We start from the raw sequence: 25,682 nt of genomic DNA, 5'->3' as shown, positions 1-25,682 counted from the left end.
GCGGGAAAGGGGGATTTCGCTTCCCTCTCGCAGACCGCTTACAACGGCGAAATGTTCTCCTCCTGTAGAGAGGGAGGATGCGAGTTCTGGTGGTGGAGGACGAGGAGTTCCTCCGGGAGATGATCGCCGAGGGGCTGCGCCGCGACGCGCTGGCCGTCGACGAGGCGGCCGACGGCCTGGAGGCGCTCAGCCGCCTGCGCCTGGGCGAGTACGACGTCCTCGTCCTCGACCGGGACCTGCCCGGCCTGCACGGCGACGAGGTCTGCCGCCAGGTGGTGCGCGAGCGGCTGCTGACCCGCGTGCTGATGCTGACCGCGTCCGGGACCGTACGGGACCGGGTGGAGGGGCTCGGCCTCGGCGCCGACGACTACCTCACCAAGCCCTTCGCCTACGACGAGCTCCTCGCCCGGGTCCTCGCGCTGGGCCGCCGCACCCGCCCGGCGCTGCCGCCCGTACTGGAACGCGCCGGACTCTCCCTCGACACCGCGCGCCGCTCCGCCGCCCGCGACGGTCACCGCCTCGCGCTCTCGCGCAAGGAGTTCGCCGTCCTGGAGGCGCTGCTGCGGGCCGAGGGCGCGGTCCTGGGCAGCGACGACCTGATCGAGCAGGTGTGGGAGCAGGACACCAGTTACAGCACGAACGCCGTACGCGTCACCCTGAGCAAGCTGCGCGCCAAGCTGGGCGAGCCGCCGCTGATCGAGACCGTCCCCGGCGCGGGCTACCGCATCACGACCGGCCCCGGGGGCGACACCTCCGCGCCGGGCGGTGCTCCACGATGAGAGCGGTGCTCCGATCCGAGCGAGCCCGGCTCACCGCCCTCTACGGCGCGCTGCTCCTCCTCGCCGGCGGCGGCCTCGTCGCCCTGGTCAACGTCCTGCTGCGCAACGGCCTCTACGGGCGCGTCAACGGAGCCGTCACCACCGTCCTGCCCGGCACCCCGATCGACCCGGGCGGCCACATCACCGAGTTCGAGCCGGCCTACCGGATCCCCCCGGGCGACGCCCCCACCCCGGAAGAGGTCCAGCAGTGGAAGGCCACCAAGGACGTCTCCCAGGCCGTCGCCCGGGCCACCCTGGAGGAGCTGACCCTCGTCTCCCTGGTCGCCCTCGCCCTCTTCGCGGTGCTCTCGGTGTGGCTCGCCTGGTGGATGGCGGGCCGGGTCCTGCGCCCCGTCGAGGTCATCACCGCGACGGCCCGCCGGCTGTCCGGGGCCAATCTCCACGAGCGGATCGACCTCCAGGCCCCGCCCGGGGAGCTCAAGCGCCTCGCCGACACCTTCGACGGGATGCTCGACCGGATGGAGGACCTGGTCGGGGCGCAGCGCCGGTTCGCCGCCAACGCCGCCCACGAGCTGCGCACTCCGCTGGCGGTGCAGCGGGCCGCCGCCGAGATCGGACTCGCGGGCGATCCGGAGCCGGCGAAGGTGGCCCGGATCCGGGAGCGGTTGATCTCGGTGGCCGACTCCAGCGAGCACCTCGTGGAGTCGCTGCTGCTGCTGGCCGTCTCCGAGGAGGGGCTGGAGTCGGTGGCGCCGGTGGAGCTGGCGCCGCTGGTGGAGGCGGAGCTGGCGACGGTCGTCCCGGCGGGTCCGGACGCGCCCGACCTCGTACGGAACCTCGCGCCGCTCACCGTCGACGGCGACGCGGCCCTCCTGGGGCACCTGGTGCGCAACCTCCTGGCCAACGCCGTCCGGCACAACCGCCCGGGCGGCCGGGTGGACGTGGCGACCGCCGTGACCTCCACCGGCGGGCTCCTGACGGTGGCCAACACCGGCCCGGTGATAGAGCCGGACGCGGTTCCCCGCCTGCTGGAGCCGTTCCGGCGCAGCGCGGCGCGCCGCCACACCGCCGGGGAGGGCGCGGGGCTCGGGCTGTCGATCGTCGCGTCCATCGCCCGGGCCCACGGGGCGCAGCTGGTGGCGGAGGCCAACCCGGCCCCCGGCGGGGGTCTCACGATCCGCGTCCGCTTCCCCATCGAGCCGCCACCCGGGCGGCCCTGACGGGCCGTGCCCGGGCAATGATGATCAGCTCATGTACGGTCGGAACAATGAGCAAGCACGCCCGAGCCCGCTCCCGCTCGCCCTTCCGCTTCGGTCGCCGGTCCCGGTCCGGTACGCCCGGCCCGGGGCGCGCGCGTACGCGCCCGGGGACCGCCGGCCGCCCGCCCCTGGCCCTGGGGATCGTGGCCGCCCTCGGGCTGCTGGCCTTCGCGGTCGGCTGGGTGCACGCCCTGCACGAGCAGCCCGGCGCGCCCGTCTCGCAGTCCCGCGCGGACGCCCGGCCGCACGGGCAGGACCGCGTCGCGCGGGGTACGCCGCGCGCGCAGGCGCCGACGCACGGGCTGCCGGCCTCGCTCGGCGAGGCGGTCCGTGCCCGGATCCCCGCGGACTCCCGCCAGCTGGTGCTGGTCACCGGTCGGGCGCAGGACTCCTCGGAGTCGACGGTCGCGTTCTACACCCGGCCCGCGCGGGGCGCCGACTGGGTCGAGGGCGCCCGGTGGCCGGCGCGCAACGGTGCCAAGGGCTGGTCCACGGCGCGCGAGTACGGGGACCTGACCTCCCCGGAGGGCGTCTACACCCTGAGCGACGCGGGCGGCCTGTTGCCGGCCCCGCCCGGCACGAAGCTTCCGTACGACCGTGACCAGGGCTTCGTGGCCACGGGCCAGGGGGTGAACGGGGAGTCCCTCGCCGGTTCCTTCGACTACGTGGTGGCCATCGACTACAACCGCCGCCAGGGCGTCTCCCCCCTCGATCCGGCCATGCCGGAGGGCGAGGGGAAGGGCGGCAACATCTGGCTCCACGTGGACCACGACGGGCCTTCCCAGGGCTGCGTCGGCCTGCCGAAGGAGGCGATGAAGCAGCTGCTGGAGACCCTGGACCCGGCGGCGAACCCGGTCATCGCGATGGGTCCGCAGGGCTTCTGACGCCGGGGCCCGCGACGCCGGGGCCCGCGACGCCAGGGTTTCCGACGCCAACGCCGACGCCGACGCCGACGCCGAGCCGCGCGCCGCCCAGCAGCAGGCCCACGTAGACGAGGTCGAAGAGGCAGCACAGCAGCCCGAGCCCGAGGAGGAACCCGGAGCCCTCCAGCACCCCGAACAGCAGGGTCGGGGCGAGCGTGCCGAGCCATTTGGCGACGGCGATGACGGGCGACTGGCCGCGGGGGCCGCCGCGGGCGGCGTAGAGCCCGATGAACAGGCCGGACATCAGCAGGTTCTGGAGGAACGCGGCGTAGCGGGTCGCGTCGTGCGTGCCGAAGTGGGCCAGGAAGAGCCACTGCACGGCGAAGCCGGTCCCGAAGACGAGCACGCTCCAGCCCGCGAACAGCGGCCGGGTCACGAAGGCGGGCAGTTCGGCGCGGCCGAAGCGCAGGTAGGTCCAGACGATCACGAGGTCGGCGAGCGCCCACACCACGTCGACCACGCCCTGGGCGGAGATCCCGGTGAGGAACTCGTTGACGGCGTAGGTCACCTCCCAGCCGAAGTTGAGCGCGAGCGCGGCCACCGGCATGGCGTACGTCCGCTCGCGCAGGCCGATCCGGATGGACTCGGCGTACACGACGGTCCAGGCGATCCCGCTGACGAGCGTGAGCATCAGATCCACCCGCGCACCTTAGGGGCTGCCCGCCCCGGGTGACAGGGGGCGGGTCGACGGGTGCGGGTCGTCCCCCCGATCCGCCTCCATCCCACCCCTTGCCTGACGGTCCGTCAGCTACGACGATGGCCCGGCACCGGTGTGACGAATCGGCGGTCGAACGGACCGGCAGCCGGACCGGCGGACGAAGGCGAGGCGGGCCCGTCATGGCACGCGTGTTTCCGGAAGGTCGGCTGGTGTACGGGATGCAGCTCCCGATCCAGTCGCAGAGCACCATCTACGCCGAACCCTGGGAGGCGTCGGCCGGCGCGGCCGATCTCGCCGCGGTGGCCCGCGCCGCCGACCGGGCCGGCTTCGCGTACGTGGCCACCTGCGACCACGTGGCCATCCCGCGCCGGCTCGCCGGCCCCATGAGCACCGTCTGGTACGACCCGGTCGCCACCCTCGCCTTCCTGGCGGGGATCACCGAACGGGTCCGACTGCTGAGTCACGTCGCGATCGTCGGCCTGCGCCACCCGCTGGTGACCGCCAAGCAGTACGCGACCCTCGACCACCTCTCCGGCGGCCGGCTGATCCTCGGGGTCGGGGCCGGGCACGTGCGCGAGGAGTTCGAGGTGCTCGGCGCCGACTTCGAGCGGCGCGGGGCCGTCCTCGACGAGATCCTGGACGCCCTGCGCGTCGCCCTCGGGCCGGAGGAGTACCCGGAGTTCGAGGGGGAGCGGTTCGCCTTCAAGGACCTCGGCCAGTTGCCCCGCCCCGCCCAGGCCCGGATCCCCGTCTGGATCGGCGGCTCCTCGCCCGCCGCGATCCGCCGGGCCGCCGTGCGCGGCGACGGCTGGCTGCCGCAGGGCGACCCGCGCGACAGGATCCCCGCCCAGATCGCCCGGCTGCGCGAACTGCGCGCGGAGGCCGGGAACTCCGACCCCGTCGAGATCGGCGCGATCACCGAGGCGCTCTACGTCGGCGAGCCCGGCTGGGACACCGGCCGCCGGGCCCTGACCGGCAAGGCGGAGGCGCTCGCGGAGTCCCTGCGCGCGTACCGGGCGCTGGGCGTGGACCAGATCCAGGTCCGCTTCCGCAGCCGCGACCGGGACGAACTGACCGACCAGATCACCGCGTTCGGGGCCGAGGTGGCTCCGCTCCTCAACGACTAGGAGACACCCGATGGGCAAGCTGGACGGGCGCGTCGTCATCATCACCGGGGCGGCGCGCGGCCAGGGCGAGCAGGAGGCCCGCCTCTTCGCCGCCGAGGGCGCGAAGGTGGTGCTGGGCGACGTACTGGACGAGCAGGGCGCGGCCGTCGCCAAGGAGATCGGCGAGGACCGGGCGCGGTACGTACGGATGGACGTGAGCCGCGAGGAGGACTGGGAGGCGGCGGTGGCCACCGCCCGGGAGGCCTTCGGCCCCGTCAGCGGCCTGGTCAACAACGCGGGCATCCTGCGCTTCAACGAGCTGGCCTCGACCCCGCTGGAGGAGTTCCGGCAGGTGATCGAGGTCAACCAGGTCGGGGCCTTCCTCGGCATCAGGGCCCTGGCCCCCGAGATCGAGGCGGCAGGCGGCGGGACGATCGTCAACACCTCCTCGTACACCGGCCTGTCGGGCATGGCGTACGTGGGCGCGTACGCGGCGACCAAGGCGGCGATCCTCGGGCTGACCCGGGTGGCGGCGCTGGAGCTGGCCGCGAAGAACATCCGGGTCAACGCCATGTGCCCGGGCGCGGTGGACACCCCCATGGCCAACCCCGGACTGCTGGACCCCGCCGGGATCACGGACGAGGCCCGCGACGCGATGGCGCAGCTGTACAAGCGGGTCGTGCCGCTGGGACGGGTCGGGCAGCCGCAGGAGGTGGCGAAGCTGGCCCTCTTCCTGACCAGCGAGGACTCCTCCTACATCACCGGCCAGCCGTTCGTCATCGACGGCGGCTGGACGGCGGGCGTCAGCATCGCCTGAGCAGTCATCTGATGGAGCGTCAGGTATTGACGGTCCCGCCCCCGCGATGGAACAGTCGACACATCGAATCTGACGCAACGTCAGAAATCAAAGGACGGTGAACCCCCTTGGAATTCGGGCTCTTCGTGCAGGGATACGTGCCTGAGGCGCGGTCCAAGGTCGACCCCGAGGCGGAGCACAAGGCGCTCCTTGAGGAGACCGAGTACGTCATCCAGGCCGACAAGTCCGGCTTCAAGTACGCCTGGGCGTCGGAACACCACTTCCTGGAGGAATACTCGCACCTCTCGGCGAACGAGGTCTTCCTCGGCTACCTCGCCGCCGCCACCGAGCGCATCCACCTCGGCTCGGGCATCTTCAACCCGCTCGCCCCGGTGAACCACCCGGTGAAGGTGGCCGAGAAGGTCACCATGCTGGACCACCTCTCCAAGGGTCGCTTCGAGTTCGGCACCGGACGCGGCGCCGGCAGCCACGAGATCCTCGGCTTCATGCCCGGCATCACGGACATGAACCACACCAAGGAGATCTGGGAGGAGACCATCGCGGAGTTCCCCAAGATGTTCCTCCAGGAGGAGTACGAGGGGTTCCAGGGCAAGCACTGGTCGCTCCCGCCGCGCAAGATCTTCCCCAAGCCGTACGGCAAGGCCCACCCGGCCATGTGGTACGCCGCCGGCTCGCCCTCCTCGTACGCGATGGCGGCGAAGAAGGGGCTGGGCGTCCTCGGCTTCAGCGTCCAGAAGGTCTCCGACATGGAGTGGGTGCTGGAGCAGTACAAGACGGCGATCCAGGAGGCCAAGGCGATCGGGGCGTTCGTCAACGACAACGTCATGGTCACCTCGACCGCGATCTGTGCCGAGACCCACGACAAGGCGGTCGAGATCGCGGTCAACGCGAACATGAACCGCTTCCAGTCGCTGGTGTTCCGCTACCACGACACCTTCCCGCGCCCCGAGGCGATCCCGCAGTGGCCCGAGACCCTGCCGGAGTACAACGCGGAGATCATCGAGCTGCTGATCGCGGAGGAACTCCTCATCTGCGGCGACCCGTCGGAGGTACGGGCCCAGTGCAAGCGCTGGGAGCAGGCGGGGGCGGACCAACTGTCCTTCGGCCTGCCGACGGGCGTCTCGAAGGAGGACACGCTGACGACGGTCAAGCTGATCGGCGAACACGTGATCCCCCACATCGACACGGACCCGATCCACCGCACGACCCGCTTCCGCCAGTCCGCGTAACGGCCGCCCGCCGCAAGCCCCGAACCCCCACCGTCCCCACCCGTCTTCCGGTCGCCGACCTCCGGCCCCGGGCACGATCCCGGGATCCCGGTCCCGGACGTCGGCCTCGGGCACGATCCCGATCCGGGGGCGCCGAGGCCTGGCCCCCGGCCCAGACCGAACCCGGCCCAGACCGAACCCGGCCCGGGGGCCGCTCCCTTGGCGGGAGCCGAGGGAGTCCAGGGCGCAGCCCCGACGGGCCCGACCCCTTTCGGGGCCACCTGTGGCCCGGGGCCGACCCGGCCCCGGACCCGAGACCGGCCCCCGGCGGGCCGACCCCGGCCCGGGTCCGATCCCCTCGGCGGGAGCCGAGGGATCCGGGGGTCCGGGGCGGAGACCCGGGGAACGGGGGAAGGGCGGGTAGGGGACGGCCCCGCAGGGCCCAGGGCCCAGGGCCCAGGGCCCACCAACCCCCGCTGGAGGGCGGCGTCTTCCCGGACCGCCGCCCCACGGCGGGTCCCGGCCGAGGGCCGGGGCGGACGGTGGCGGCCCACCACCCGCCCCGGCCCGAAGCCCCGCCCCGCCCCGCCAGGAGGTGCCCGCACCCCACCGGGGGCCCGCACCGTCCGCCCCGCCAGGGGCACCGCACCCCCCGGGGGGCACCGCACCCCCGCCAGGGGGACCCGAAGCTTCGTCATACCCGCCCGGCCAGGGCCCCGGCACGGGGCCCGGACCGACCGTTCACCGCCCGGCCAGGGCAAGGGCACGGGCCACCCAGGAGGGGACACCGTCATGCTCGACCACCTCATACGCGGCGCGACCGTCGTCGACGGGACGGGCGCGCCCGCGCGCGTCGCGGACGTCGGCATCCGGGACGGCCGCATCGTCGCGATCGCCGCCCCCGGCATCGTCACCGAGGAGGCCCGGACCAGCGAGGACGCGACCGGGCTCGTGCTGACCCCCGGGTTCATCGACCCCCACACCCACTACGACGCCCAGCTGTTCTGGGACCCGTACGCCACCCCCTCCATGAACCACGGCGTCACCACCGTCGCCGGAGGCAACTGCGGTTTCACCCTGGCCCCCCTGAACCCCGCCCGCCCCGAGGACGCCGACTACACCCGCCGCATGATGAGCAAGGTCGAGGGCATGGCCCTCAAGGCCCTGGAGGAGGGCGTCGACTGGACCTGGTCCACCTTCGGCGAGTACCTCGACGCCCTCGACGGGCGGACCGCCGTCAACGCCGGCTTCATGGTCGGCCACTGCGCCCTGCGCCGGCACGTGATGGGCGAGGACGCCGTCGGGGGACAGCCCACGCCCGAGCAGATGGGGCAGATGCTCGACCTCTTCCACGAGGCCATGGACGCCGGCGCCTGGGGCCTGTCCACCACCCAGTCCTCCACGCACTCCGACGGCGCCGGCGCCCCCGTCGCCTCCCGCCACGCGGAGCCCGCCGAACTCCTCGCGCTCTCCCGGGCCGTCTCCGAACACGAGGGCACCCAGCTGGAGGCCATCGTCGCCGGCTGCCTCGACCAGTTCTCCGACGCCGAGATCGACCTCTTCGTCGACATGAGCGCCGCCGCCGGCCGGCCCCTGAACTGGAACGTCCTCACCATCGACGCCTCCGTCCCCGAACGGGTCCCGCGCCAGCTGATCCCCTCCGAGCGCGCCCGCGCCGCCGGCGGCCGGATCGTCGCCCTGACGATGCCGATCCTCACCCCCATGAACATGTCGCTGGGGACCTTCTGCGCGCTCAACCTCATCCCCGGCTGGGGCGAGGTCCTCGCGCTGCCCGTCCCCGAGCGGATCGAGCGGCTCCGGGACGCCGACGTCCGTACGGAGATGCTGCGCCGCGCCGACAGCAAGGAGGCCGGCGTCTTCCGGCGCCTGGCCGACTTCGGGCGCTACGTCATAGGGGACACGTACAGCAAGGAGAACGAGGGCCTCTCGGGCCGCGTCGTCAACGACATCGCCGCCGAACGCGACCAGGACGCCTTCCACTGCCTCGTCGAGATCTGCGCCAACGACGACCTGCGCACCGTCCTGTGGCCGATGCCCACCGACAACGACCCCGCCAGCTGGGCCCTGCGCGCCGAGACCTGGCAGCACGAGGACGTCATGCTCGGCGGCTCCGACGCCGGCGCGCACCTGGACCGGATGTGCGGCGCCCCGTACACGACCCGCTTCCTCGGGGACTGCCTGCGCGGGCGCCGGCTGGTGCCGCTGGAGCAGGCCGTGAGGATGCTGACCGACGACCCGGCCCAGCTGTTCGGGCTGCGCGAGCGCGGCCGGATCGTCGAGGGCTTCCACGCGGACCTGGTCCTCTTCGACCCCGAGCGCATCGAGGCCGGGCCCGCGACCCTCGTCCACGACCTGCCCGGCGACAGCCCGCGGTTGGACGCGCGGGCGATCGGGATCGTGTCCGTACGGGTCAACGGGGTGGAGACCATCCGCGACGACGAGGTGACGGGCGCGATCCCGGGGATCGTGCTGCGTTCGGGCCGGGACACGAGGACGGTGAGCACCCGATGAGCGACGGGCGAGCGCAGGAGCTGTACATCGGTGGCGAGTGGGTGGAGCCCGCCGGCGGCCACTACGAGGTGATCGACCCGGCCGACGAGAGCGTCGTCGGCCTCGCCCCCGAGGCCTCCCGCGCCCAGGTCGAGGACGCGGCCCGGGCCGCCGCCGAGGCCTTCGGCGCGTGGTCGCGCACGAAGCCGGAGGCGCGCGCGGCCATCCTGGACCGGGCCGCGGACATCATGCAGCGGGAGTTCGAACCGTGGGCGGCCCTCGCCCAGGCCGAGACGGGCGCCCCGACGGGCATCGCGCGCGGGATGCAGGTGGGCGTCGGGGTGTCGCGTTTCCGGCGGTACGCGAAGGGCGCGCTGGAGCCGGTCGAGCGCGGGCTGCCCCCGCAGGTCACCGACGCCGGCCCGATGGGGAAGGCGAGCGTCCTGGGGGCGCTGGAAGTGCGCCAGCCGGTCGGCGTGGTCACCTGCATCACCTCCTACAACAACCCGTGGGCGAACCCGGCGGGCAAGGTCGCCCCGGCCCTGGCCATGGGCAACACGGTGGTGGTCAAACCGGCCCCGCAGGACCCGCTCTCGGTGTTCAGGATGGCCGCGGCTCTGCACGAGGCCGGCGTCCCGGCCGGAGTGGTGAACGTGGTCTCGGGCGCGGCCGTGGAGGTCGGCGAGGCGGCGGTCGACTCCCCGTACGTGGACATGGTGTCCTTCACCGGCTCCACGGGCGTCGGGCAGCGCATCGCCGAGGTGTGCGGCCGGACGATGAAGCGGCAACTGATGGAGCTGGGCGGCAAGGGGGCGGCGATCGTCCTGGCGGACGCCGACCTGGACGCGGCGGTGACGGGGATCGGCACCACCTTCTCCTTCTACAGCGGCCAGATCTGCACCGCCCCGACCCGGGTGATCGTCCACCGGTCGGTGTACGCGGAGCTGGTGGACAAACTGACCGGCTACCTGGCCTTCATGAAGGTCGGCGACCCGCGCGAGCGGGGCACCGTGGTCGGCCCGGTGATCTCGGCGGCGCACCGCGACCGCGTCGAGTCGTACGTGGAGCTGGGCCGGAAGGAGGGCGCGCGGATCGCCTTCGGCGGGGAGCGCCCGGTGGTGGGCGACGGCCGCGGCTTCTACGTGGCGCCGACCCTGCTCGTGGACTGCACGAACGACATGCGGGTGGTCCGGGAGGAGATCTTCGGGCCGGTGGTGGTGGTCGTGCCGTTCGACGGGGACGACGAGGAGGCCGTGGCCCTGGCCAACGACAGCGACTTCGGGCTGATCAGCTACGTCTGGTCCGGGGACTCGGCGCGCGCCTTCCGCGTGGCCCGCGCCCTGCGGGCGGGCGGGGTCGGGGTCAACACCATCGGCCGGAACATGGAGGCCCCGTTCGGCGGCTTCAAGCGCAGCGGCGTCGGCCGGGACGTGGGCTCGTACGCCCTGCACGCGTACAGCGAGACCCAGTCGATCGTCTGGACCGGCTGACCCGGCCGGCCCGAACCCGGCCGAGGCACCAGCCCCGGCCGGGTCACACCGCGCGGATCACACCGCCGGCTTTGCCGGGCCGGGGCCGGGGGCGTCCAGTGAGAAGGGGGCTTCGCCGCGGACGCGGCCGTTGATCTGGATCTGCACCAGGTGCTCCCCGGAGTGGTAGCGGCGGGTGGTGATCGGCTTGAAGGAGTGGCGCCTGGTGCCCGTGAGGGTCTGGCCGGGGGCGAGGGTGCGGGTGGTGAGCTTGAAGACCTTGGGGGTGCGGGCGCCATTGGCCTTGACGTGGTGGACGACGTAGTCGACGACCAGTTCGGCCGGCTCCGGGCCGGTGTGGGTGATCTCGTACGTGAAGACGAGGTGCTCGCCGACGGCGACGTGCGGGGTGGTCACCAGCGGCCCGGTGACGGTGACGGGGACGTCGGGGGAGTGGCCGAGGAGGGTCATCACCTCGGGGGCTCCGGCCTTGATCAGGGTGCGCAGGCCGTGCCGCACGACGCGATCCGTCGTGGCCCCGGGGTCGACCAGCCAGCGGGCGGCGGTCTCCACCGCGAGGGCGGGGTGGTCGCGGCTGATGTCGTTGAGGTGGTTGGACACCGAGCGCCGGACGTACGCGGACTCGTCGCGGTGCAGGGCGTCGAGCAGGGGCACGGTCGGCCGAGGGTCGGCGACGAAGGCGGGGAGCTGCGGCGCCCACGGCAGGCGGGGCCGGGTGCCCTCGCTCGCGAGCCGTCGGACGTGCGGGTCGGGGTCGGCGGTCCAGTCACCGATCACGGCCAGGGCGCGGGCGGGATCGGCGCGCAGGAAGGGGCGTACGGCGGATTCGGCGGTCAGCCGGGGGGTCAGGTCGCGGAGCAGGGCGAGGCCCGGCTCGAAGGCCTCCAGCCCCCGCACGGCGACGGCCTCGTTGACGGGGGCGGTCATCCAGCCGGTGAAGGCGGGGTCCTTTAGGGCCGTGCGCACGACGGCCTCGAAGGCGGCCCAGTCCTCGGGCAGGTCGGCGAGGACGGCGTCGCGCACGGCGGCGACGCGGACGGAGAAGCCGAGCCCGTCGAGGGATGCGGCACGGGCGGTGAGGGCGGGCGAGGCGGCCCTGCCGGTCGCGCGGGCGAGCAGATCGGCCAGGTTACTGACGGTATCCGCGCTGAGGAGCTCGTCGGCTGTGGGCATGGGGCCAGTGTGACGGACGGGCCCTTGGTATTGGGGGCCCGAAAATTTCCACGGGAAAGTTTTGAAACGGGCAAAACGGGCACACCTGCGGTTTCCGCATTCCGGAAGGTTTGTCCCGGAGCCTTCCGAACCATGAATAGATGCCTGAGTGAACCTTCTGTTGCGAGGGTGTGAACTGTCTCGTCCTCAAGATTCCAAGGGATTTAGCCCTGTGGGGGAGTGGACTTAAGTCCTCCGGATAAGGAAACCGCACCCTCTAACGTCCTGACTCATGACACAGCTGGACGTTCGGCCCCGAGGTACGCAGGGCGCAGACACGGTGAGCGGCGTCGCCCCGGGCGAGGCCGACGTTCGTGGCAAGGGGCTCGGCAAGGGCTCCGTCGGTCTGGTGGGCAGCGCCGTCCTCGGCATCTCCACCGTCGCCCCCGTGTACTGCCTGACCTCGACCCTCGGCTCCACCGCCGGTGAGGTCGGGGTGCAGATGCCCGCCGTCTTCCTGGCCGGCTTCATCCCGATGCTCCTGGTCGCCTTCGCGTACCGCGAGCTGAACAAGGCCATGCCGGACTGCGGCACCTCCTTCACCTGGACCGTCAAGGCCTTCGGACCCCGGATCGGCTGGATGTGCGGCTGGGGCCTGGTGATCGCCACGATCATCGTGCTGTCCAACCTGGCGGGTGTCGCCACCTCCTACTTCTGGCTGCTGGCCGGCGAGATCACGAGCAATCCGTCGATCTCCGCCCTGGACGACAACAAGCTCGTCCACATCGCCACCTGCCTGACCCTGATCGCCGTCGCCACCGCCATCAGCTACCGCGGCATGACCGCCACCAAGGGCATCCAGTACACCCTGGTCGGCCTCCAGCTCGCGGTCCTCGCGATCTTCGTCGCGATGGCCTTCCAGAAGGCCTCCGCCGGCAGCTTCGACACCGGGCTCAGCTTCTCCTGGGAGTGGATGAACCCCTTCGCGGTCGGCTCCATGGCCGCCTTCACCGCCGGGCTCTCCCTGTCGATCTTCATGTACTGGGGCTGGGACACCTGCCTCACGGCGAACGAGGAGACGATCGGGTCCTCCAAGACCCCCGGCCGCGCCTCGCTCATCGCGATGGTCGTTCTCGTCGGCTCCTACCTGGCCACCGGCGTCGCCGCCCAGATGGCCGTCGGCTCCGGCACCTCCGGCCTCGGCCTCGGCAACCCGGAGACCTCCGGCAACGTCTTCGCCGCCCTCGCCGGCCCCGTCATGGGCCCGATGCTCGGCATCCTGCTCTTCGTCGCCGTCCTCGCCTCGGCCGCCGCCTCGCTCCAGACCACCTTCATCCCGGTCGCCCGCACGGTCCTGGCCATGGCCACCTACGAGGCCCTGCCGGCCGCCTACGCCAAGGTCCACCCGAAGTTCAAGACCCCGGGCCGCGCCACCGTCGTCGCCGGCGTCGCGACCGGTGCCTTCTACACCGTGATGACCCTGGTCAGCGAGAACGTCCTCACCGACACGATCTTCGCGCTCGGCCTGATGATCTGCTTCTACTACTCGCTGACAGCCTTCGCCTGCGCCTGGTACTTCCGCGGCGACCTGCGCGCCTCCGGCCGCGACCTGCTCTTCAAGGGCGTCTTCCCGGTCCTCGGCGGAGCCCTTCTGGCGGCGGTCTTCTTCAAGACCCTCTACGACGCCTGGGACCCCTCCTACGGCTCCGGCTCGCACATCCCCGGCCTCGACGTCGGCAACGTCTTCGTCATCGGCGTCGGCCTGCTCGCCCTCGGCCTCGTGGTCATGTTCGTCACCGAACGCCGCAGCCCCGCCTTCTTCCGCGGCCAGGTGCTGACCAAGTCCACCCCCGCCCTGGTGGTCGAGGACTGACCCTCCGGCGGCCCGCCGCCCCGCTGTGTCACGCCCCACGGCCCCGGATCGATTCCCCCCGATCCGGGGCCGTGGCGCGTCCCGGAACAGGCGGTGCGCACCCCGGCCCCGGCCCTGGTGCGCACCCGGCCCCGGCCTCGGCCGCGCCTCGGCCTTGGCCTCGGTCCTGGCTCCCGCCCCGATCCGCGCCCCGTCCGCGCCCCGACCCGCCGCGACGCGCCGGGGGTGAAGTGACCCGGGGCCGTCGGGGATCGTTGGGCCCGGCATGAACCCCATGCACCCCGTCAAGCGCACCCTGTCGGCCCTCCTCCTCGGCGGCGCCGCCCTCGCCCTCGCCCCGGCCGTCGCCCAGGCAGCCGACGGCCCCAACATCCAGGGCCCCCCGATCGCCAAGCGCGTCGGCGACATCGTCGACCACCCCGCCCAGACCGTCCAGGACACCAAGACCGCCGTCAACGTCACCGCGGGCGGGGTCAAGAGCGCCGGCGAGGCCACCGACACCTCCCTCAGCAGCGCCGGCACCGCCCTGGGCGCCGGCCTCCCCAAGCCCCCCAAGGTCGGCTGACCCGCCGCTGGGTCACCCCGCTCGGTCCCGGCCGGTCCCGCTGGGTCACCCCGCTCGGTCCCGGCCGGTCCCGCTGGGTCACCCCGCTCGGTCACCTCGCTCGGTCCCGGCCGGTCCCGCTCGGTCACCCCGCCCGGTCACCCCGCCCGGTCCCGGTCGGTCCCGCTCAGGCGCCCCGGACGGCCCCCGCCGGGTCCGCCCCCGCCACGCCCGCGTGCACCCCGTGCAGGGTCGGGGCCAGCGCCTCGTCGAGCACGGCCCGGGCGAAATCGGCGTGCGAGATCCGGCTCGCCGCGTCGGCGGGGGCGAACGCGTAGCCCCCGCCGACCGGGCCGTCCCCCTCGCCGCCGGAGCCGTCCCCCTCGCCGAAGTCCCCGGCCGGGCTCAGCACCGCCCAGTCCAGCCCCTCCGGCGCGGCCGCCCGCAGGGCCTCGTTGCCCGCGCCGTGGCCGACGTAGAACTCCCGCCACTCCTGCGGGTACCCCGGGGTGTCCATCAGGAGCGGCCCGGCCGCCGTGGGCAGTACGGAAGCCAGCCCGACCGCCACCAGCCGCCGCACCCCCGCCGTCGCCAGCCCCTGGGCCATGGCCCGGGCCAGTTCCGGGAAGAACACCCCGGGCGCCACCCCGGGGTCGTACACGGCGACCACCGCCGCGTCGTGGCCGGCCGCGATCCGGGCCACCTCGGCCGCCGAGGTCACCTCCCCGTCGCCCCGGCCCGCCGCCGTCACCTCGATCCCGCGCGCCCGGGCCTGCGCCACCACGGCCCGACCGACCCGACCGCTCCCGCCGAAGACGACGACCCGCCCGTTGCCGCCCCCGCCCCCACCGTCGCTGTCGCCGTCGCTGCCCTTGCCGTCACTGCTCTGATGCGTCATGGGGGCGAGCGTAGGGAAGGCACTGGTTACCGATCGGATACCGACCTACCGTGGTGATCATGACGACGCAGCCGCCCCTGGACCCCGAGATGTTCGACCCCGTCTGCCCCTCGACGCTGGTCCCCTTCAGGGTCGGCGACAAGTGGGCCCCGATGGTCCTGCGCTGTCTGGAGGGCGGCCCCCGCCGCTTCTCGGAGCTCAAGGTGCCGATGCGCGGGATCACCTCCAAGTCCCTGACCCAGTCCCTGCGCGGGCTGGAGCGCGACGGTTTCGTGGCCCGCGAGGACGCCCGCTACGCCCTCACCCCGCTCGGGCGCGGCCTCCTGGGCCCGCTGGAGGCCGCCTGCGCGTGGACGCGGGAGCACTGGGACGAACTGATCGACGCCCAGGAGGCCGGCCTCGCCGCCTTCGCCGGGACTCAGCCCCAGGTGCGCGAGCAGAGCACCAGCCGGTAGCCGTCGGGGTCCGCGACGGTGACGCCGTGCTCGTCCCAGTACGGGTTGTGCGAGGCCACGCGGGTCCCGCCGCAGTCGACCAGCCGGCGCACGAGGGCCTCGTCGGGCTCCTCGCCGAGGTAGAGCACGAACAGGTCGTCGACGGTCGGAGTCGGGTCCAACGGCGCCGCCGGGTCCCGGGTCAGCTCGAAGTGCCAGCCCCCGTCGGCCGGCCCGACCATCAGCAGGTCGTGCTCACCGGGCTCCGCCGAGCTGCGCCACAGGACGGACAGGCCGAGCCCGTCGACGTAGAAGCGCTCGGCGGCGGCCAGGTCGAGGGAGGGTCGTGCGACGCGGACATGGGTCTTCGAGAGGATCATGCCGGGAGAGTACGGGGCCTCTCGGCGCCCGCGCTCACCGCTCACCGCTCGGCACGGTGGCGGGCGCGTAGAGGAAGGAGAAGCGCTCCATGACGTTCCTGCGCCGGGTGTTGTGGAAGGCGGCGATCCGCCACCCGCCGTCGCAGCCCCGCACCAGCGTGTACGTCTGGACCTTGGAGAGGGCGGCCGGCCGCCGGCCCTTGTGGATGTCGCCGCGTCCGGTGACGACGGCGACGTCCGCGCCGAGGAAGCGCAGCCCGAGGTAGGTCGCGGCCGGCTCGGTCCCCTTCACGAACCCTGCGAAGAGGGCGCGGTGTGACTCGGTGATGTCGGCCCGGCCCTCGTAATGGGTGCCGACGTAGGTCGTGTAGGTGGCGTCCTCGGTGAACTGCTCGCCGTACGCGTCCGCGTCGCCCGCCGCCCAGGCCCCGGTGAGGGCGTCGAGCGTGGCCCGGACGGCCTCGGCGTCCCGGGGGTCCGCGCCGGCCGGGAGGAGCGCGACGCAGTCCTCGACGCCAGTCCGGCGGACGCCCGAGGTGCGGTCCAGGTAGAGGTACGCGGCGCCCGCGGCCAAGGTGAGGAGGGCGAGGGAGACGACGGCGACGGCGATGGCGCTCATGATGCTGCCTCTCGATAGGATGACTGCACATGTGCATTATCTGCACACAGGCATTATCTGCATCAGTGCAGATATTTGGCAAGGGGAGAGAGATGGCCGAGCAGGACGAGCGCCGAACGGTCTTCCGCGACTACGTCGACGCGGTGGGGCTGCACGCGATGGCGGGCGCCGAGGCGGCCGGCCTCCAGGCCTCCGAGTGGTACGCCCTCAGCCGGATCACCCTCACCGGCGGTCTCACCTCGGGTGAACTGTCGGCGAGCACGGGCCTGACGACCGGCGCGACGACCCGCCTCATCGACCGCCTGGAACGCGCCGGATACGTCCGCCGCACCACGGACCCCGCCGACCGCCGCAAGGTCGTGGTCGAGGCCGTCCCGGACGCGCTCGTCGGTGTCGAGGCCGCCGTGGGCCCCGCCCGCCGCCGCCTCGGGGAGGTCCTGGCGGGCTACACCCCCGAGCAGCAGGCCCTCCTGTTCGACTACTTCGCCCGCGCCGCCCCCGCCTTCCGGGAGGCCACCGAGACCGTCCGCGCCCAGACCCAGGGCCGCCGGGTCAAGTAGCCGCGACGGACGGTCGGGGTCCGCCGGGGCGCCGTAAAAGCAGGTGCGGGTGCCCGGGGGCGCCGCCTAGCTTGAGTCGGTGAGCAGCGACTATCCATTCGCCGACGGCTACAACCTCGTGTGGGACCTGACCGGCTTCGGCGGTGTCGACGAGGAACTGGTCGAGTCCGTCTCGCTCTCCCGCGACCAGTATCTGAAGATCCGCCACTTCTTCGTCCTCGGCGACGATCCCTGGATGGTGGCGGGCGAGTACCGCGTGGCGCCCGGCATATGGGCGCGCGTGCGCGGCGCCGTCCCGGGACTCCGGTTCGAGCGCGACACCGACTACTTCCTCGGCGCCCGTCAGGCCTTGCCTGACGGGCGCTTCTGGCGTCCGGCCGCCGGCGTCGCGGCCCCGGGCCCGATTCCGCCTCCGTAGGCGTGTCTTCGAGGCTCCGAGCAGGCAAATCGGCTCATCTGTTGCCCACTTCGAGCCCCGGCGACGGGCCGCACCGGCCCTTGCGATGACGCATCGTGTTTAAGGCGGGGCGTTTCGGTAACACTTGGTAGTGACGTGCAGTCAGTACTCGACGGAAGGCAGGTAGATGTCCATGGTTACCGGGCTCATCCTCGTCGCGGTCGTCGTTGCCCTCATCGCGCTCCTGGCAGCGGCCCCCGCCGCGCCCGTGAAGCGGAACCCGTTCCCGCGCGGCGCGGGCACGCCCCGTCTGCGCACCGTCCCGGCCCCGCGCCGGGGACACCACCACCCCAGCAGCTGACCCGCGGCCCCGAAGGGCCCGCCCCCGAGCGGGGGGCGGGCCCTTCGGGCTGCCCTCGGGCGCGTGCTCCCCGGGCGTACGGTGCGCAACAGCGGGCGGGCAAGCCTCGCGCCGAACCGACCGACTACGGCAACTGACAAGGCGGCGCGCCACCCGTGAGTTCCACGTTGATCCGCTTGATAGAACCCTCCGACGGGCCCGTGCTCGCCGGTCTGCACGCCAGGGACAAGGAGACGTACGCGCGCTGGCTGCCCGAGAGGCCCGCCGCGTTCTACACGCCCGACGGGCAGGCCGCCGTGATCGCGGCCCTTCTGGCCTCCCACGCGCAGGGGGCCGCCTGGCCGGGCGTCGTGGTCGGCGACGGGGCCGTCATCGGGCAGGTCGCCATCAGCTCGATCCTGCGCGGCCCGTTCCAGAAGGGGTTCCTGGGCTACTGGATCTCCTCTTGCCACCAGGGCCTCGGACACACGAGCCGCGCGGTCGGGCTGGCCCTGCGGATCGCTGAGGAGGAGCTGAACCTGCATCGACTGGAGGCGCACACCCAACTGGAGAACCTCGCGTCCCAGGCGGTCCTCCGCAAGCACGGATTCAGCTCCTGGGGCATCGCCCACGAGCACTTCTACGCCGACGGCGCGTGGCGCGACGAAGTGTTCTGGGAGCGGAAGCTGAACGGCGGCCCCGCCGGAAGCCACCGGCGGCCCTGAGGTCCCGCGCCGGCGAGCGCCCGGGCGTCGGGAGCGCGGGACAGGGGTACCTAGGCGGTGACGGTGCCGAGGAATGTCGTCCAGGTGGCGGCGCCGAGCGCCAGTTCGGGGCTCACGGAGAGCTTGGAGTCCCGGACGTGGACGGTGTCGGCGCAGGTGGCGACCTCGACGCAGGCGTCTTCCGCGGCGTTGCTGTAGGTGGACTTGTGCCAGGAGAGGGCGACCTCGACACAGTTGTCGCCCTGACTGCTGCTGTAGCTGCTCTTGAACCACCGGAGCCGGGAGCTGTTCACAGGGATCCTCGCATTCGCATCAACAGGCCTGCGCTGTCCGCAGGATTGAGGGCCTGGATGCGAAGTTTTGCATACTGCTGGTGGAGGTCGCTGACGGCTTTCGGGTCGAAGATGACCTGTCCCGACTTCTGACTCTCGCTGTAGCCCACCCACTGGTGCTCCTCGGATTCCAGGAGGCAGAAGGGGCCGTCGGTGCCCGCGTGTTCCGGGCTGACCGTCGGCATGAGCTGGAGATCCACATTGGGCAGCCGGGCGCACACCAGGAGGCGGTCGATCAGCTCGCGGGTTACCGCAGCGCCTCCCGTCTGCCTCTCGATCACGGTCTGCTCGATGATGAAACTGAAACCGGTGTAGGGGGTGCGGTACAGCACCCTCTGCCGCTCCAGGCGGCGCGCGATGCGGTCCTCCGTCTCCTGCTCGGTGGGTACGGGCGGGACGTTCTCGATCTGGGCCCGGGCGTACGCCTCCGTCTGTAGCAACCCGGGAACGGACCGGCACTCGAACGTGTTGAGCGCGACGGCCTCCTCCTCCAGCTCCGCCCACTGCCGGAACCAGGACGCCAGTCCGCGTCGCCGCTTCAGCTGCCGGGCGGCGATGACGATGACGCCGAAGGCGTCCAGGACCTCTTCCGCCTTGTTCACGAACTTCGCCGACGGATGTCGGCGTCCCTGTTCCACCGAGGCCACGTACTGCACCGAGTACCCGACCAGTGGGTGGAACTGCTCTTGCGTCAGGCCCGCGCGTTTGCGGCAGGCCTTGACGGTGTCGCCGAAGTTCTTCAGGTCGGCATCGGGCTCCGTCTGCTTCTCGCCCCTGCCACCGCTGCTGTCGTCGTCAGCCGTCATCACGGTCACCTCCCCGCCGCCATGCTCACGGTAGGTGACTGCGCCTGTCCAGAGAGTTCGCTACTACAGTTCAAAAGTAGTAGTCGTGGTGCTGGGAACTACCGCCCCCACAAGGGACGTTCTCCTCATGACCACCCGCTCCGGCCCCACCCCGCCCCTCGTACGCGTGTTCACTCAGCGTTTCAGCAGCACCCCGCGCGGCGCCCGCCTCGCCCGGCAGCTGGCGCTCGTCGAGCTGCACGACTGGGGTGTTCCCGAGGGCACGGCGCCGTCCTACGGGGCCGCGCTCCTCGTCGCGGAGCTGGCCGCGAACGCCGTCACCCACGGCCGGCTTCCCGGACGGGACTTCGAGCTGCGCCTGACCCTGTTCGAGGGCGACGGAGACACCGCCGGGCTGTTGCGCGTCGAGGTGTCCGACGCCCGCCGGGACCGACGGCCCGCCGTGCGACCGCAGGAGTACGGGGCGGAGTCGGGCTACGGGCTGCGCGTCGTCGAGGGGATCGCGACCGGGTGGGGGGTCACGGACCGCCTGGTCGGCAAGACCGTCTGGGCGGAGCTGCCCGTCCGGCTCGACGCCGGGAAGCCGGTCGAGTGGCGCGCCCCGCGCGAAGGGCTTTCCATCGAAGGGTGAGCGCTCTGCGTATCGACGTGCACGCGCACCCGTGGACCGCCGACTACCTCGACCGCCTCGAAGCGCTGGGGAAGACCGATACGGGGACCCAGCGCGGGATCGGCGCCGGCGCGACCGGGGCCGAGCTGGACCACCGGTTCGCGTTGATGGACCGGGCCGGGGTCGACCTCCAGGTGCTCTCCGTGGCGCCCCAGTCCCCGCACCTCGCCGCCGAGGCCGAGGCCGAGGCGGTGGCCCGTACGGCGAACGACGCGTACGCCGAGCTGGTGGCCCGTTACCCCGGACGCTTCCGGGCCTTCGCCGCACTGCCCCTGCCCCACGTCGACGCCGCGCTGCGCGAGGTCGCCCGTGCCTTCGACGACCTCGGCGCGGTCGGCGTCGGCGTGACCACGACCGTGCTCGGCCGCACCCTGGCCGATCCGCTCTTCCGTCCCGTCTACGAGGAACTCGACCGGCGTGGCGCCGTCCTGTGCATCCACCCGGCCGGTGAGGGCGCCGCCAGCCCGCTGATCGCCGAGCACGACATGACCTGGATGGTGGGGGCGCCGGTCGAGGACACCGTGGCGATCATGCACCTCGTCCTCGCGGGTCTTCCCGCGCGCTACCCGCGGATGCGCGTCCTGGCCTCGCACCTGGGCGGCATCCTGCCCCTGCTGCCGCGTCGGCTCGACGACCACCTGGCCTTCGAGTCCCCGCAGACCCCCGAACTCCCCTCGATCGCCCTGGGCCGCCTCTGGTACAACACGGTCAGTCACGTGCATGGACCGGCGCTGGCCGCCGCGGCGGCCACCTTCGGGGCCGACCGCCTCGTGCTCGGCACGGATTTCCCGTACGAGGACGGGGAGGTCTTCGTACGGGCCGTGGAGTACGTCTCCGAGTCGGGGCTCGCCCCGCAGGAGGCCACGGCGATCCTCGACACGAACGCGGCGGACCTGCTGGGCCTCTCCGGGCCGTGAACCCCGGGCCGTGACCCCCGGGCGGGTCGACCCGGGTCGACCTCAGCCCAGGGAGGTCGGGAGGTTCGCCGGGAGGGAGGGGAGCTTGCCCGGCTCGCTGCGCTGGAAGGTGTCCGTGCCGGCGCCCTCCCACGTGACCTTCAGCGTGGTGGCGTTCACCGAGTCGACCTTGCCGTGGGAACGGGTCGCGCCCTGCGGGCACTTGAGGGTGATGGCCGCGCCGTCCGTGGTGCCCTGGCAGGTCAGTCCGGTGGCGCCCTCGACCACGAAGGCGACCTGGCCCTTGACGGTGAGGACGACGCCCTTGCCCGGGTTCTGGAGGGACACCCAACCGCCTTCGAGCGTGCCGCCCTTCGCGCCCCCGCCGGTCGAGGCGGAGGCGGCCGGCGCCGAAGCGGAGGCCGACGGGGCGGGAGCCTTGTCCGTCGCCGGGGTCTTGTCGGTGCCGCAGCCCGTCAGGGTCAGGGCGGCGACGGCCGCGGTGGCGGCGACGGTGGCGAGGCGCAGGTGGTTGAGCACGGGAAATCCCCCAGGGGTGGGTGAGTTGGGCGCCGGGACCGGCGGAGCGCGCCAAATTACCAGCCGTGCGGGGGACCCGCGGAAACGGGAGAGAACCCGGGGGCGACCCGGGGGCGCCGCTACAGGTACTGGGCGAAGTCGTCCAGGGTGCGCAGGATCTCCGCCTCGCCCGCCGAGGGGAGTTGGAGGACGACCTCCTCGATGCCCAGCTCGGCGTAGTGGGCCAGCTTGCCGGGGGTCGGCTGGACGGCGTACGGGACGACCTGGAGGGTCTTCGGGTCGCGCCCGGCCTCCTCCCAGGCCCGGCGGAGCACCGGCAGGGACTCGGACAGGCCCCGACCGCCGATGGGGAGCCAGCCGTCGCAGTGGTCGACGACGGCCGCGAACAGCTTCGGGCCGGCCGAGCCGCCGACCAGGGTGCGCGGCCCGTACAGCGGTTGTCCGGCGCCGAGTTCGCGCGGGGCCTGGACCGGCTTGGGGTGGGCGAAGGAGGCCTGGACGGAGCCGTACGGGCCCTCGTGGGCGGTGGGCTCCGGGGCCCACAGGGCGCGCATCAGGGCCATGTGGTCCCGGACCCGTTCGCGGCGGGTGGTCCACTCGACGCCGTGGTCGGCGGCCTCCTCGACGTTCCAGCCGTAGCCGATCCCGAGGGTGAGGCGGCCGCCGCTGAGGTGGTCGACGGTGGCCACCTGCTTGGCGAGGCCGATCGGGTCGTGCTGGGCGATCAGGGTGATGCCGGTCCCGAGGTGGAGGTGCTCGGTGACGGCGGCGGCCTGCCCGAGGGCGACGAAGGGGTCCAGGGTGCGCCCGTACTGCTCCGGGAGGTCGCCGCCCATGGGTGCGGGGGTGGCGCGGGAGGACGGGATGTGGGTGTGCTCGGGGAGGTAGAGGCCGGAGAAGCCGCGTTCTTCGAGGGAACGGGCCAGGCGGGTGGGGGAGACGGTCAGGTCGGTCAGGAAGACGGTCGTGGCGATCCGCATGGGCGAGGGCACCTCCGGGTCGTGGGGAGGCCAAGGTACGGCGTACGGACCGAAGTCGGCAGGCCCGCCGCCGCGCCGCGACCTCAGGCGCGCGGGTAGCGGGAGAGCCAGCCCGGGGCCGAGGCCGCGGGGCCGTGGAGGGCCGGGCCCTGGGTCATCTCCAGGGCGAAGTCGTCGGCCAGTTCCAGGATCGTCGCGCGGCCCTCCAGGTCGGTCAGCCAGGCCGCCGGCAGGGCCGTCTCCCCGTGCAGGGCGCCGAGCAGGGACCCGCAGACGGCGCCGGTGGCCGTGGAGTCGCCGCCGTGGTTGACGGCCAGGCGCAGCCCGTGCGGGACGTCCTCGGCGACCAGGGCGCAGTAGACGGCGATGGCGAGGGTGTCCTCGGCGTCGCGGCCGTCGCCGGGGGAGAGGGCCTCGACGGAGCGGGGGCCGGGCACGCCCTGGGTGACGGCGGCGACGGCGCGCTGGAGGGCGTCGGTGACGGGCTGGTGGCCGGGGCGGCTGCCGAGCAGGCCCAGGGCGCGCTGGATCGCGGCGTCCAGGGTCTCGCCCCGGGTCAGGCCGTGGACGATCACGGCGAGGGCTCCGGCGGAGAGGTACGCGGTGGGGTGGCCGTGGCTCTGGGTGGCGCACTCGACGGCCAACTGGAGGACGAGGGTCGGCTCCCAGCCGACCAGCAGCCCGAAGGGGGCCGAGCGGACAGTCGCGGCGGCGTCGCGGGCGGTGGGGTTCTTGGGTTGCTCCAGGGTGCCGAGGGTGTCGTCGGCGAAGCCCGTCATGCAGGCCCGGTCCGGTCCGCGGCGGGCGTAGAGCCACTCCTCGCGGGCGAGCCAGCCGTTGTCCTTGCGCCGCTCGTCGGGGCCCCAGTCGTGCTGGGTGGCCGCCCAGCGCAGGTACGCGCGGTGGACGTCGGTCGGGGGGTGCCAGCCGCCCGTGTCCCGGCGCACGTGGGCCCGTATCAGGCCGTCCACGGTGAACAGGGTCAGCTGGGTGGAGGCGGTGACGGAGCCCCGGCGGCCGTAGGCGGGGGCGGGTTCGGTCAGGCCCGCCAGGCCGTGGGCCTCGCGGATGCCGTCGAGGGAGAGGCCCGCGACAGGGGCGCCGAGGGCATCCCCGATGGCGGAGCCGAGGAGGGTGCCGCGCACCCGGCTGCGGAAGTCCTGCTGCTCGACGCGGCCCCACAGGGCGGTGGTCATGCTGACGCCGGCCCCCATGGTCTGCGGGCCCGGAGCGACGGCGGCGGTGGTGCCGGGCCGCGGGGTCCGCGCGGTCACGGGTGTCAGGACGGCGGTGGCCTCGCCCGTGTCCGCCGTGGTGCCGGCGTCCGCGGCGGCCCCCGTGGTCGGTGGGCCCGTCCCCGTCCCCGCTCCCGTGGCCGTCTTGATCGTCGTGTCCATGCCGTTTCCCCCCAGGCGTCAGTCGCGCACTGTAGTGGACAGGTTCGGTCGAATCCGGAAGGAGTCCGTCACTGCGCTCATAAGTGACCGGAGAACGGCCGGAAAGCGAACGAATCCGGCCGCTGTCCATATGGTGGCACGTTTTGCCACTCGCCTCCGGACCGGTTGGTTTCGGCCACACCGCGTTCACACACCGTTCTTGGGCGGCCCACAGCCTCGGGACATGAAGAAGGCACTCCTCGCCGCGACCGTCGTCGCCTCCGCACTCACCGCGTCCCTGGTCGTGGCCCCCGCCGCCTCCGCCTCCGGCTGGGACCTCCCCTGGAGCAACGGCCACCACCAGAGCCGCTCCGCCGTCCCCTTCACCGAGGCCACCGTCACCGCCGGGGCCGACGACTCCTTCACCCTGAAGTGGAACGCCAAGGGCACCAAGCGCGTGGAGATCAAGGCGAACGGCAAGGTCGTCGCCAAGGGCGGCGCCCAGGGCCTCACCGTGGTCAAGGGCCTGCCCGCCGCCGACCGGCAGTGGTTCGACTTCAAGCCGGAGCGCGGCGAGGGTCTGCGCCTGGCCGACCGGCTGGTCAAGCTGGAGGGCACCGCCAACTTCCGTGACGCGGGCGGCTACCGCACCACCAACGGCCAGTGGGTCAAGATGGGCGAGATCTACCGCTCGGACGCCCTGAACAAGCTCACCGCGAACGACCTCGCCAAGCTCCAGCGCCTGCGCGTCAAAACGGTCTTCGACCTGCGCATGCAGGACGAGCGCACCAAGGACGCCGACAAGGTTCCGGCCGGCGCCGGCTACGTCGTCGCCGACGTCTTCGCGGGCTCGCCCTCCTTCCAGGCGATGCCGAAGTCCCCGGACGAGGCCGTCCAGAACATGATCGACGCCGAGAAGACGATGGTCAGCGGCGACGGTGGCAAGAAGGCCTACACCCAGGTCTTCCAGGGCATCGGCAACGACCGCAGCCGCTCCGTCCTCTTCCACTGCACCGCCGGCAAGGACCGCACGGGCTGGGCGAACGCCACCCTGCTGACCGCGCTGGGCGTCCCCCAGGAGACGGTGATGGCCGACTACCTGGCCAGCAACGACTACCGCAAGGCCGCCAACGACGCGATCCTCTCCCACCTCCCGGCCGCCCAGGCCGCCGTCTACAAGCCGCTGCTCGACGTCCGCCCCGAGTACCTCAACTCCGGCTACGCCGAGGTCAAGGCGAAGTACGGCACCTTCGACCGGTACCTGAAGGACGGCCTCGGCATCGACTCCCGCGAGCTGCGCGACCTGAAGGAGGACCTCCTCGTCGGCTGACCCGACCACGAGCGTGCGAAGGGCCCGACCGGATCTCCTCCGGTCGGGCCCCTCGTCGTGCGCGGCCCGCCCAGTACCG

At 72.9% G+C, this 25,682-nt stretch carries 28 protein-coding genes; 18 read left to right on the top strand and 10 right to left on the bottom strand.

From position 1 onward, the window contains the following. Window positions 1-77: 77 nt before the first annotated feature. Genes ACIOD1_RS04695 through ACIOD1_RS04685 form a run of 3 tightly spaced genes read left to right on the top strand, consistent with a single transcriptional unit; the run spans window position 78 to window position 2,922 of the window. Window positions 78-779, top strand: coding sequence for a response regulator transcription factor (locus tag ACIOD1_RS04695; protein ID WP_365621329.1), 702 nt, complete (start codon window positions 78-80; stop codon window positions 777-779). Beyond that, a complete protein-coding gene (locus ACIOD1_RS04690) occupies window positions 776-1,999 on the top strand; it encodes an ATP-binding protein (protein ID WP_401900099.1) in 1,224 nt (407 codons plus the stop codon). The genes ACIOD1_RS04695 and ACIOD1_RS04690 overlap by 4 nt, the downstream gene beginning before the upstream one ends. Window positions 2,000-2,046: 47 nt before the next feature. Beyond that, the gene (locus tag ACIOD1_RS04685) at window positions 2,047-2,922 is read left to right on the top strand and encodes a L,D-transpeptidase family protein (protein WP_365621335.1); all 876 of its coding nucleotides are present in this window, start codon (window positions 2,047-2,049) and stop codon (window positions 2,920-2,922) included. Here the strand turns inward: ACIOD1_RS04685 and ACIOD1_RS04680 are convergent. Next, window positions 2,894-3,592 carry a hypothetical protein gene (locus ACIOD1_RS04680; protein WP_401900482.1) on the bottom strand — a complete coding sequence of 233 codons (699 nt, stop codon included), beginning with the start codon at window positions 3,590-3,592 and terminating at the stop codon, window positions 2,894-2,896. The two genes, ACIOD1_RS04685 and ACIOD1_RS04680, sit on opposite strands and share 29 nt — an antisense overlap. Window positions 3,593-3,798: 206 nt before the next feature. Between ACIOD1_RS04680 and ACIOD1_RS04675 the strand changes: the two genes are divergently transcribed. The 5 genes from ACIOD1_RS04675 to ACIOD1_RS04655 all read left to right on the top strand — a co-directional run bounded on the left by ACIOD1_RS04675 (window position 3,799) and on the right by ACIOD1_RS04655 (window position 10,751). Continuing rightward, a complete protein-coding gene (locus ACIOD1_RS04675; protein WP_401900096.1) occupies window positions 3,799-4,746 on the top strand; it encodes an LLM class F420-dependent oxidoreductase in 948 nt (315 codons plus the stop codon). 10 nt (window positions 4,747-4,756) lie between these two features. Then, entirely contained in the window at window positions 4,757-5,542 is a 786-nt protein-coding gene (locus ACIOD1_RS04670) for a glucose 1-dehydrogenase (RefSeq protein WP_365621340.1), read from the top strand. Between the two features lie 107 nt (window positions 5,543-5,649). Next, window positions 5,650-6,771, top strand: a complete 1,122-nt coding sequence (locus tag ACIOD1_RS04665) for an LLM class flavin-dependent oxidoreductase (protein ID WP_365621343.1) — start codon at window positions 5,650-5,652, stop codon at window positions 6,769-6,771. Window positions 6,772-7,542: 771 nt separating this feature from the next. After that, window positions 7,543-9,282 (top strand): amidohydrolase family protein, encoded by a 1,740-nt coding sequence (locus ACIOD1_RS04660; protein WP_401900094.1) that lies wholly within the window; start codon window positions 7,543-7,545, stop codon window positions 9,280-9,282. After that, a complete protein-coding gene (locus ACIOD1_RS04655; protein ID WP_365621349.1) occupies window positions 9,279-10,751 on the top strand; it encodes an aldehyde dehydrogenase family protein in 1,473 nt (490 codons plus the stop codon). The genes ACIOD1_RS04660 and ACIOD1_RS04655 overlap by 4 nt, the downstream gene beginning before the upstream one ends. A gap of 57 nt (window positions 10,752-10,808) precedes the next feature. Here the strand turns inward: ACIOD1_RS04655 and ACIOD1_RS04650 are convergent, their stop codons facing one another. Continuing rightward, the gene (locus ACIOD1_RS04650; protein ID WP_365621352.1) at window positions 10,809-11,924 is read right to left on the bottom strand and encodes a DNA alkylation repair protein; all 1,116 of its coding nucleotides are present in this window, start codon (window positions 11,922-11,924) and stop codon (window positions 10,809-10,811) included. Window positions 11,925-12,195: 271 nt separating this feature from the next. Between ACIOD1_RS04650 and ACIOD1_RS04645 the strand changes: the two genes are divergently transcribed. Continuing rightward, window positions 12,196-13,776, top strand: coding sequence for an APC family permease (locus ACIOD1_RS04645; protein WP_365621355.1), 1,581 nt, complete (start codon window positions 12,196-12,198; stop codon window positions 13,774-13,776). Window positions 13,777-14,041: 265 nt separating this feature from the next. After that, window positions 14,042-14,341, top strand: coding sequence for a hypothetical protein (locus tag ACIOD1_RS04640; protein ID WP_401900091.1), 300 nt, complete (start codon window positions 14,042-14,044; stop codon window positions 14,339-14,341). 166 nt (window positions 14,342-14,507) lie between these two features. Here ACIOD1_RS04640 and ACIOD1_RS04635 read toward each other — a convergent pair whose 3' ends face one another. After that, window positions 14,508-15,218 carry an NAD(P)H-binding protein gene (locus tag ACIOD1_RS04635; protein WP_365621361.1) on the bottom strand — a complete coding sequence of 237 codons (711 nt, stop codon included), beginning with the start codon at window positions 15,216-15,218 and terminating at the stop codon, window positions 14,508-14,510. Between the two features lie 59 nt (window positions 15,219-15,277). On the opposite strand from ACIOD1_RS04635, the gene ACIOD1_RS04630 reads away from it, so the two are divergent. Then, window positions 15,278-15,673: a helix-turn-helix domain-containing protein gene (locus tag ACIOD1_RS04630; protein ID WP_365621364.1), complete on the top strand. Its 396-nt coding sequence runs from the start codon at window positions 15,278-15,280 to the stop codon at window positions 15,671-15,673. On the opposite strand, the gene ACIOD1_RS04625 is transcribed toward ACIOD1_RS04630, so the two are convergent. Next, the gene (locus ACIOD1_RS04625; protein ID WP_365621367.1) at window positions 15,637-16,032 is read right to left on the bottom strand and encodes a VOC family protein; all 396 of its coding nucleotides are present in this window, start codon (window positions 16,030-16,032) and stop codon (window positions 15,637-15,639) included. The two genes, ACIOD1_RS04630 and ACIOD1_RS04625, sit on opposite strands and share 37 nt — an antisense overlap. Window positions 16,033-16,066: 34 nt before the next feature. Continuing rightward, a complete protein-coding gene (locus tag ACIOD1_RS04620; protein ID WP_401900089.1) occupies window positions 16,067-16,651 on the bottom strand; it encodes an SgcJ/EcaC family oxidoreductase in 585 nt (194 codons plus the stop codon). A 92-nt stretch (window positions 16,652-16,743) separates the two neighbouring features. Between ACIOD1_RS04620 and ACIOD1_RS04615 the strand changes: the two genes are divergently transcribed. The 4 genes from ACIOD1_RS04615 (at window position 16,744) to ACIOD1_RS04600 (ending at window position 18,673) form a co-directional block, all read left to right on the top strand. Continuing rightward, complete coding sequence (locus ACIOD1_RS04615) at window positions 16,744-17,211, top strand: MarR family transcriptional regulator (RefSeq protein ID WP_365621373.1); 468 nt, start codon at window positions 16,744-16,746, stop codon at window positions 17,209-17,211. Between the two features lie 79 nt (window positions 17,212-17,290). Then, the gene (locus ACIOD1_RS04610) at window positions 17,291-17,629 is read left to right on the top strand and encodes a hypothetical protein (protein WP_365621376.1); all 339 of its coding nucleotides are present in this window, start codon (window positions 17,291-17,293) and stop codon (window positions 17,627-17,629) included. A 172-nt stretch (window positions 17,630-17,801) separates the two neighbouring features. Then, window positions 17,802-17,969 (top strand): hypothetical protein, encoded by a 168-nt coding sequence (locus ACIOD1_RS04605; RefSeq protein WP_365621379.1) that lies wholly within the window; start codon window positions 17,802-17,804, stop codon window positions 17,967-17,969. Between the two features lie 176 nt (window positions 17,970-18,145). Further along, window positions 18,146-18,673 carry a GNAT family protein gene (locus ACIOD1_RS04600; RefSeq protein WP_365621381.1) on the top strand — a complete coding sequence of 176 codons (528 nt, stop codon included), beginning with the start codon at window positions 18,146-18,148 and terminating at the stop codon, window positions 18,671-18,673. A gap of 50 nt (window positions 18,674-18,723) precedes the next feature. On the opposite strand, the gene ACIOD1_RS04595 is transcribed toward ACIOD1_RS04600, so the two are convergent. Together ACIOD1_RS04595 and ACIOD1_RS04590 are read right to left on the bottom strand one after the other, a co-directional pair. Next, window positions 18,724-18,966, bottom strand: a complete 243-nt coding sequence (locus tag ACIOD1_RS04595; RefSeq protein ID WP_365621384.1) for a DUF397 domain-containing protein — start codon at window positions 18,964-18,966, stop codon at window positions 18,724-18,726. Further along, window positions 18,963-19,811 (bottom strand): helix-turn-helix transcriptional regulator, encoded by an 849-nt coding sequence (locus tag ACIOD1_RS04590; RefSeq protein WP_365621387.1) that lies wholly within the window; start codon window positions 19,809-19,811, stop codon window positions 18,963-18,965. The genes ACIOD1_RS04595 and ACIOD1_RS04590 overlap by 4 nt, the downstream gene beginning before the upstream one ends. A 127-nt stretch (window positions 19,812-19,938) precedes the next feature. Between ACIOD1_RS04590 and ACIOD1_RS04585 the strand changes: the two genes are divergently transcribed. Next, the gene (locus ACIOD1_RS04585) at window positions 19,939-20,442 is read left to right on the top strand and encodes an ATP-binding protein (protein WP_365621390.1); all 504 of its coding nucleotides are present in this window, start codon (window positions 19,939-19,941) and stop codon (window positions 20,440-20,442) included. Next, complete coding sequence (locus ACIOD1_RS04580) at window positions 20,439-21,398, top strand: amidohydrolase family protein (RefSeq protein ID WP_401900086.1); 960 nt, start codon at window positions 20,439-20,441, stop codon at window positions 21,396-21,398. Before ACIOD1_RS04585 ends, ACIOD1_RS04580 begins: the two co-directional genes overlap by 4 nt. 42 nt (window positions 21,399-21,440) lie before the next feature. On the opposite strand, the gene ACIOD1_RS04575 is transcribed toward ACIOD1_RS04580, so the two are convergent. The 3 genes from ACIOD1_RS04575 to ACIOD1_RS04565 all read right to left on the bottom strand — a co-directional run bounded on the left by ACIOD1_RS04575 (window position 21,441) and on the right by ACIOD1_RS04565 (window position 24,093). Beyond that, window positions 21,441-21,917 (bottom strand): hypothetical protein, encoded by a 477-nt coding sequence (locus tag ACIOD1_RS04575; RefSeq protein ID WP_401900083.1) that lies wholly within the window; start codon window positions 21,915-21,917, stop codon window positions 21,441-21,443. Window positions 21,918-22,036: 119 nt separating this feature from the next. Next, on the bottom strand, window positions 22,037-22,897 hold the full coding sequence (locus ACIOD1_RS04570) for a TIGR03619 family F420-dependent LLM class oxidoreductase (protein WP_365621399.1): 861 nt from the start codon (window positions 22,895-22,897) through the stop codon (window positions 22,037-22,039). Window positions 22,898-22,980: 83 nt separating this feature from the next. Beyond that, window positions 22,981-24,093, bottom strand: a complete 1,113-nt coding sequence (locus ACIOD1_RS04565) for an ADP-ribosylglycohydrolase family protein (protein ID WP_365621830.1) — start codon at window positions 24,091-24,093, stop codon at window positions 22,981-22,983. Window positions 24,094-24,517: 424 nt separating this feature from the next. On the opposite strand from ACIOD1_RS04565, the gene ACIOD1_RS04560 reads away from it, so the two are divergent. Then, window positions 24,518-25,603 (top strand): tyrosine-protein phosphatase, encoded by a 1,086-nt coding sequence (locus ACIOD1_RS04560; RefSeq protein ID WP_401900081.1) that lies wholly within the window; start codon window positions 24,518-24,520, stop codon window positions 25,601-25,603. Window positions 25,604-25,682: the final 79 nt, after the last annotated feature.

It is taken from the genome of Streptomyces sp. NPDC088097, assembly GCF_044741845.1.
Lineage (GTDB): Bacteria > Actinomycetota > Actinomycetes > Streptomycetales > Streptomycetaceae > Streptomyces.
The sequence above is the reverse complement of the archived record's forward strand: the minus strand, read 5'-3'. Positions and strand labels throughout refer to the sequence as shown.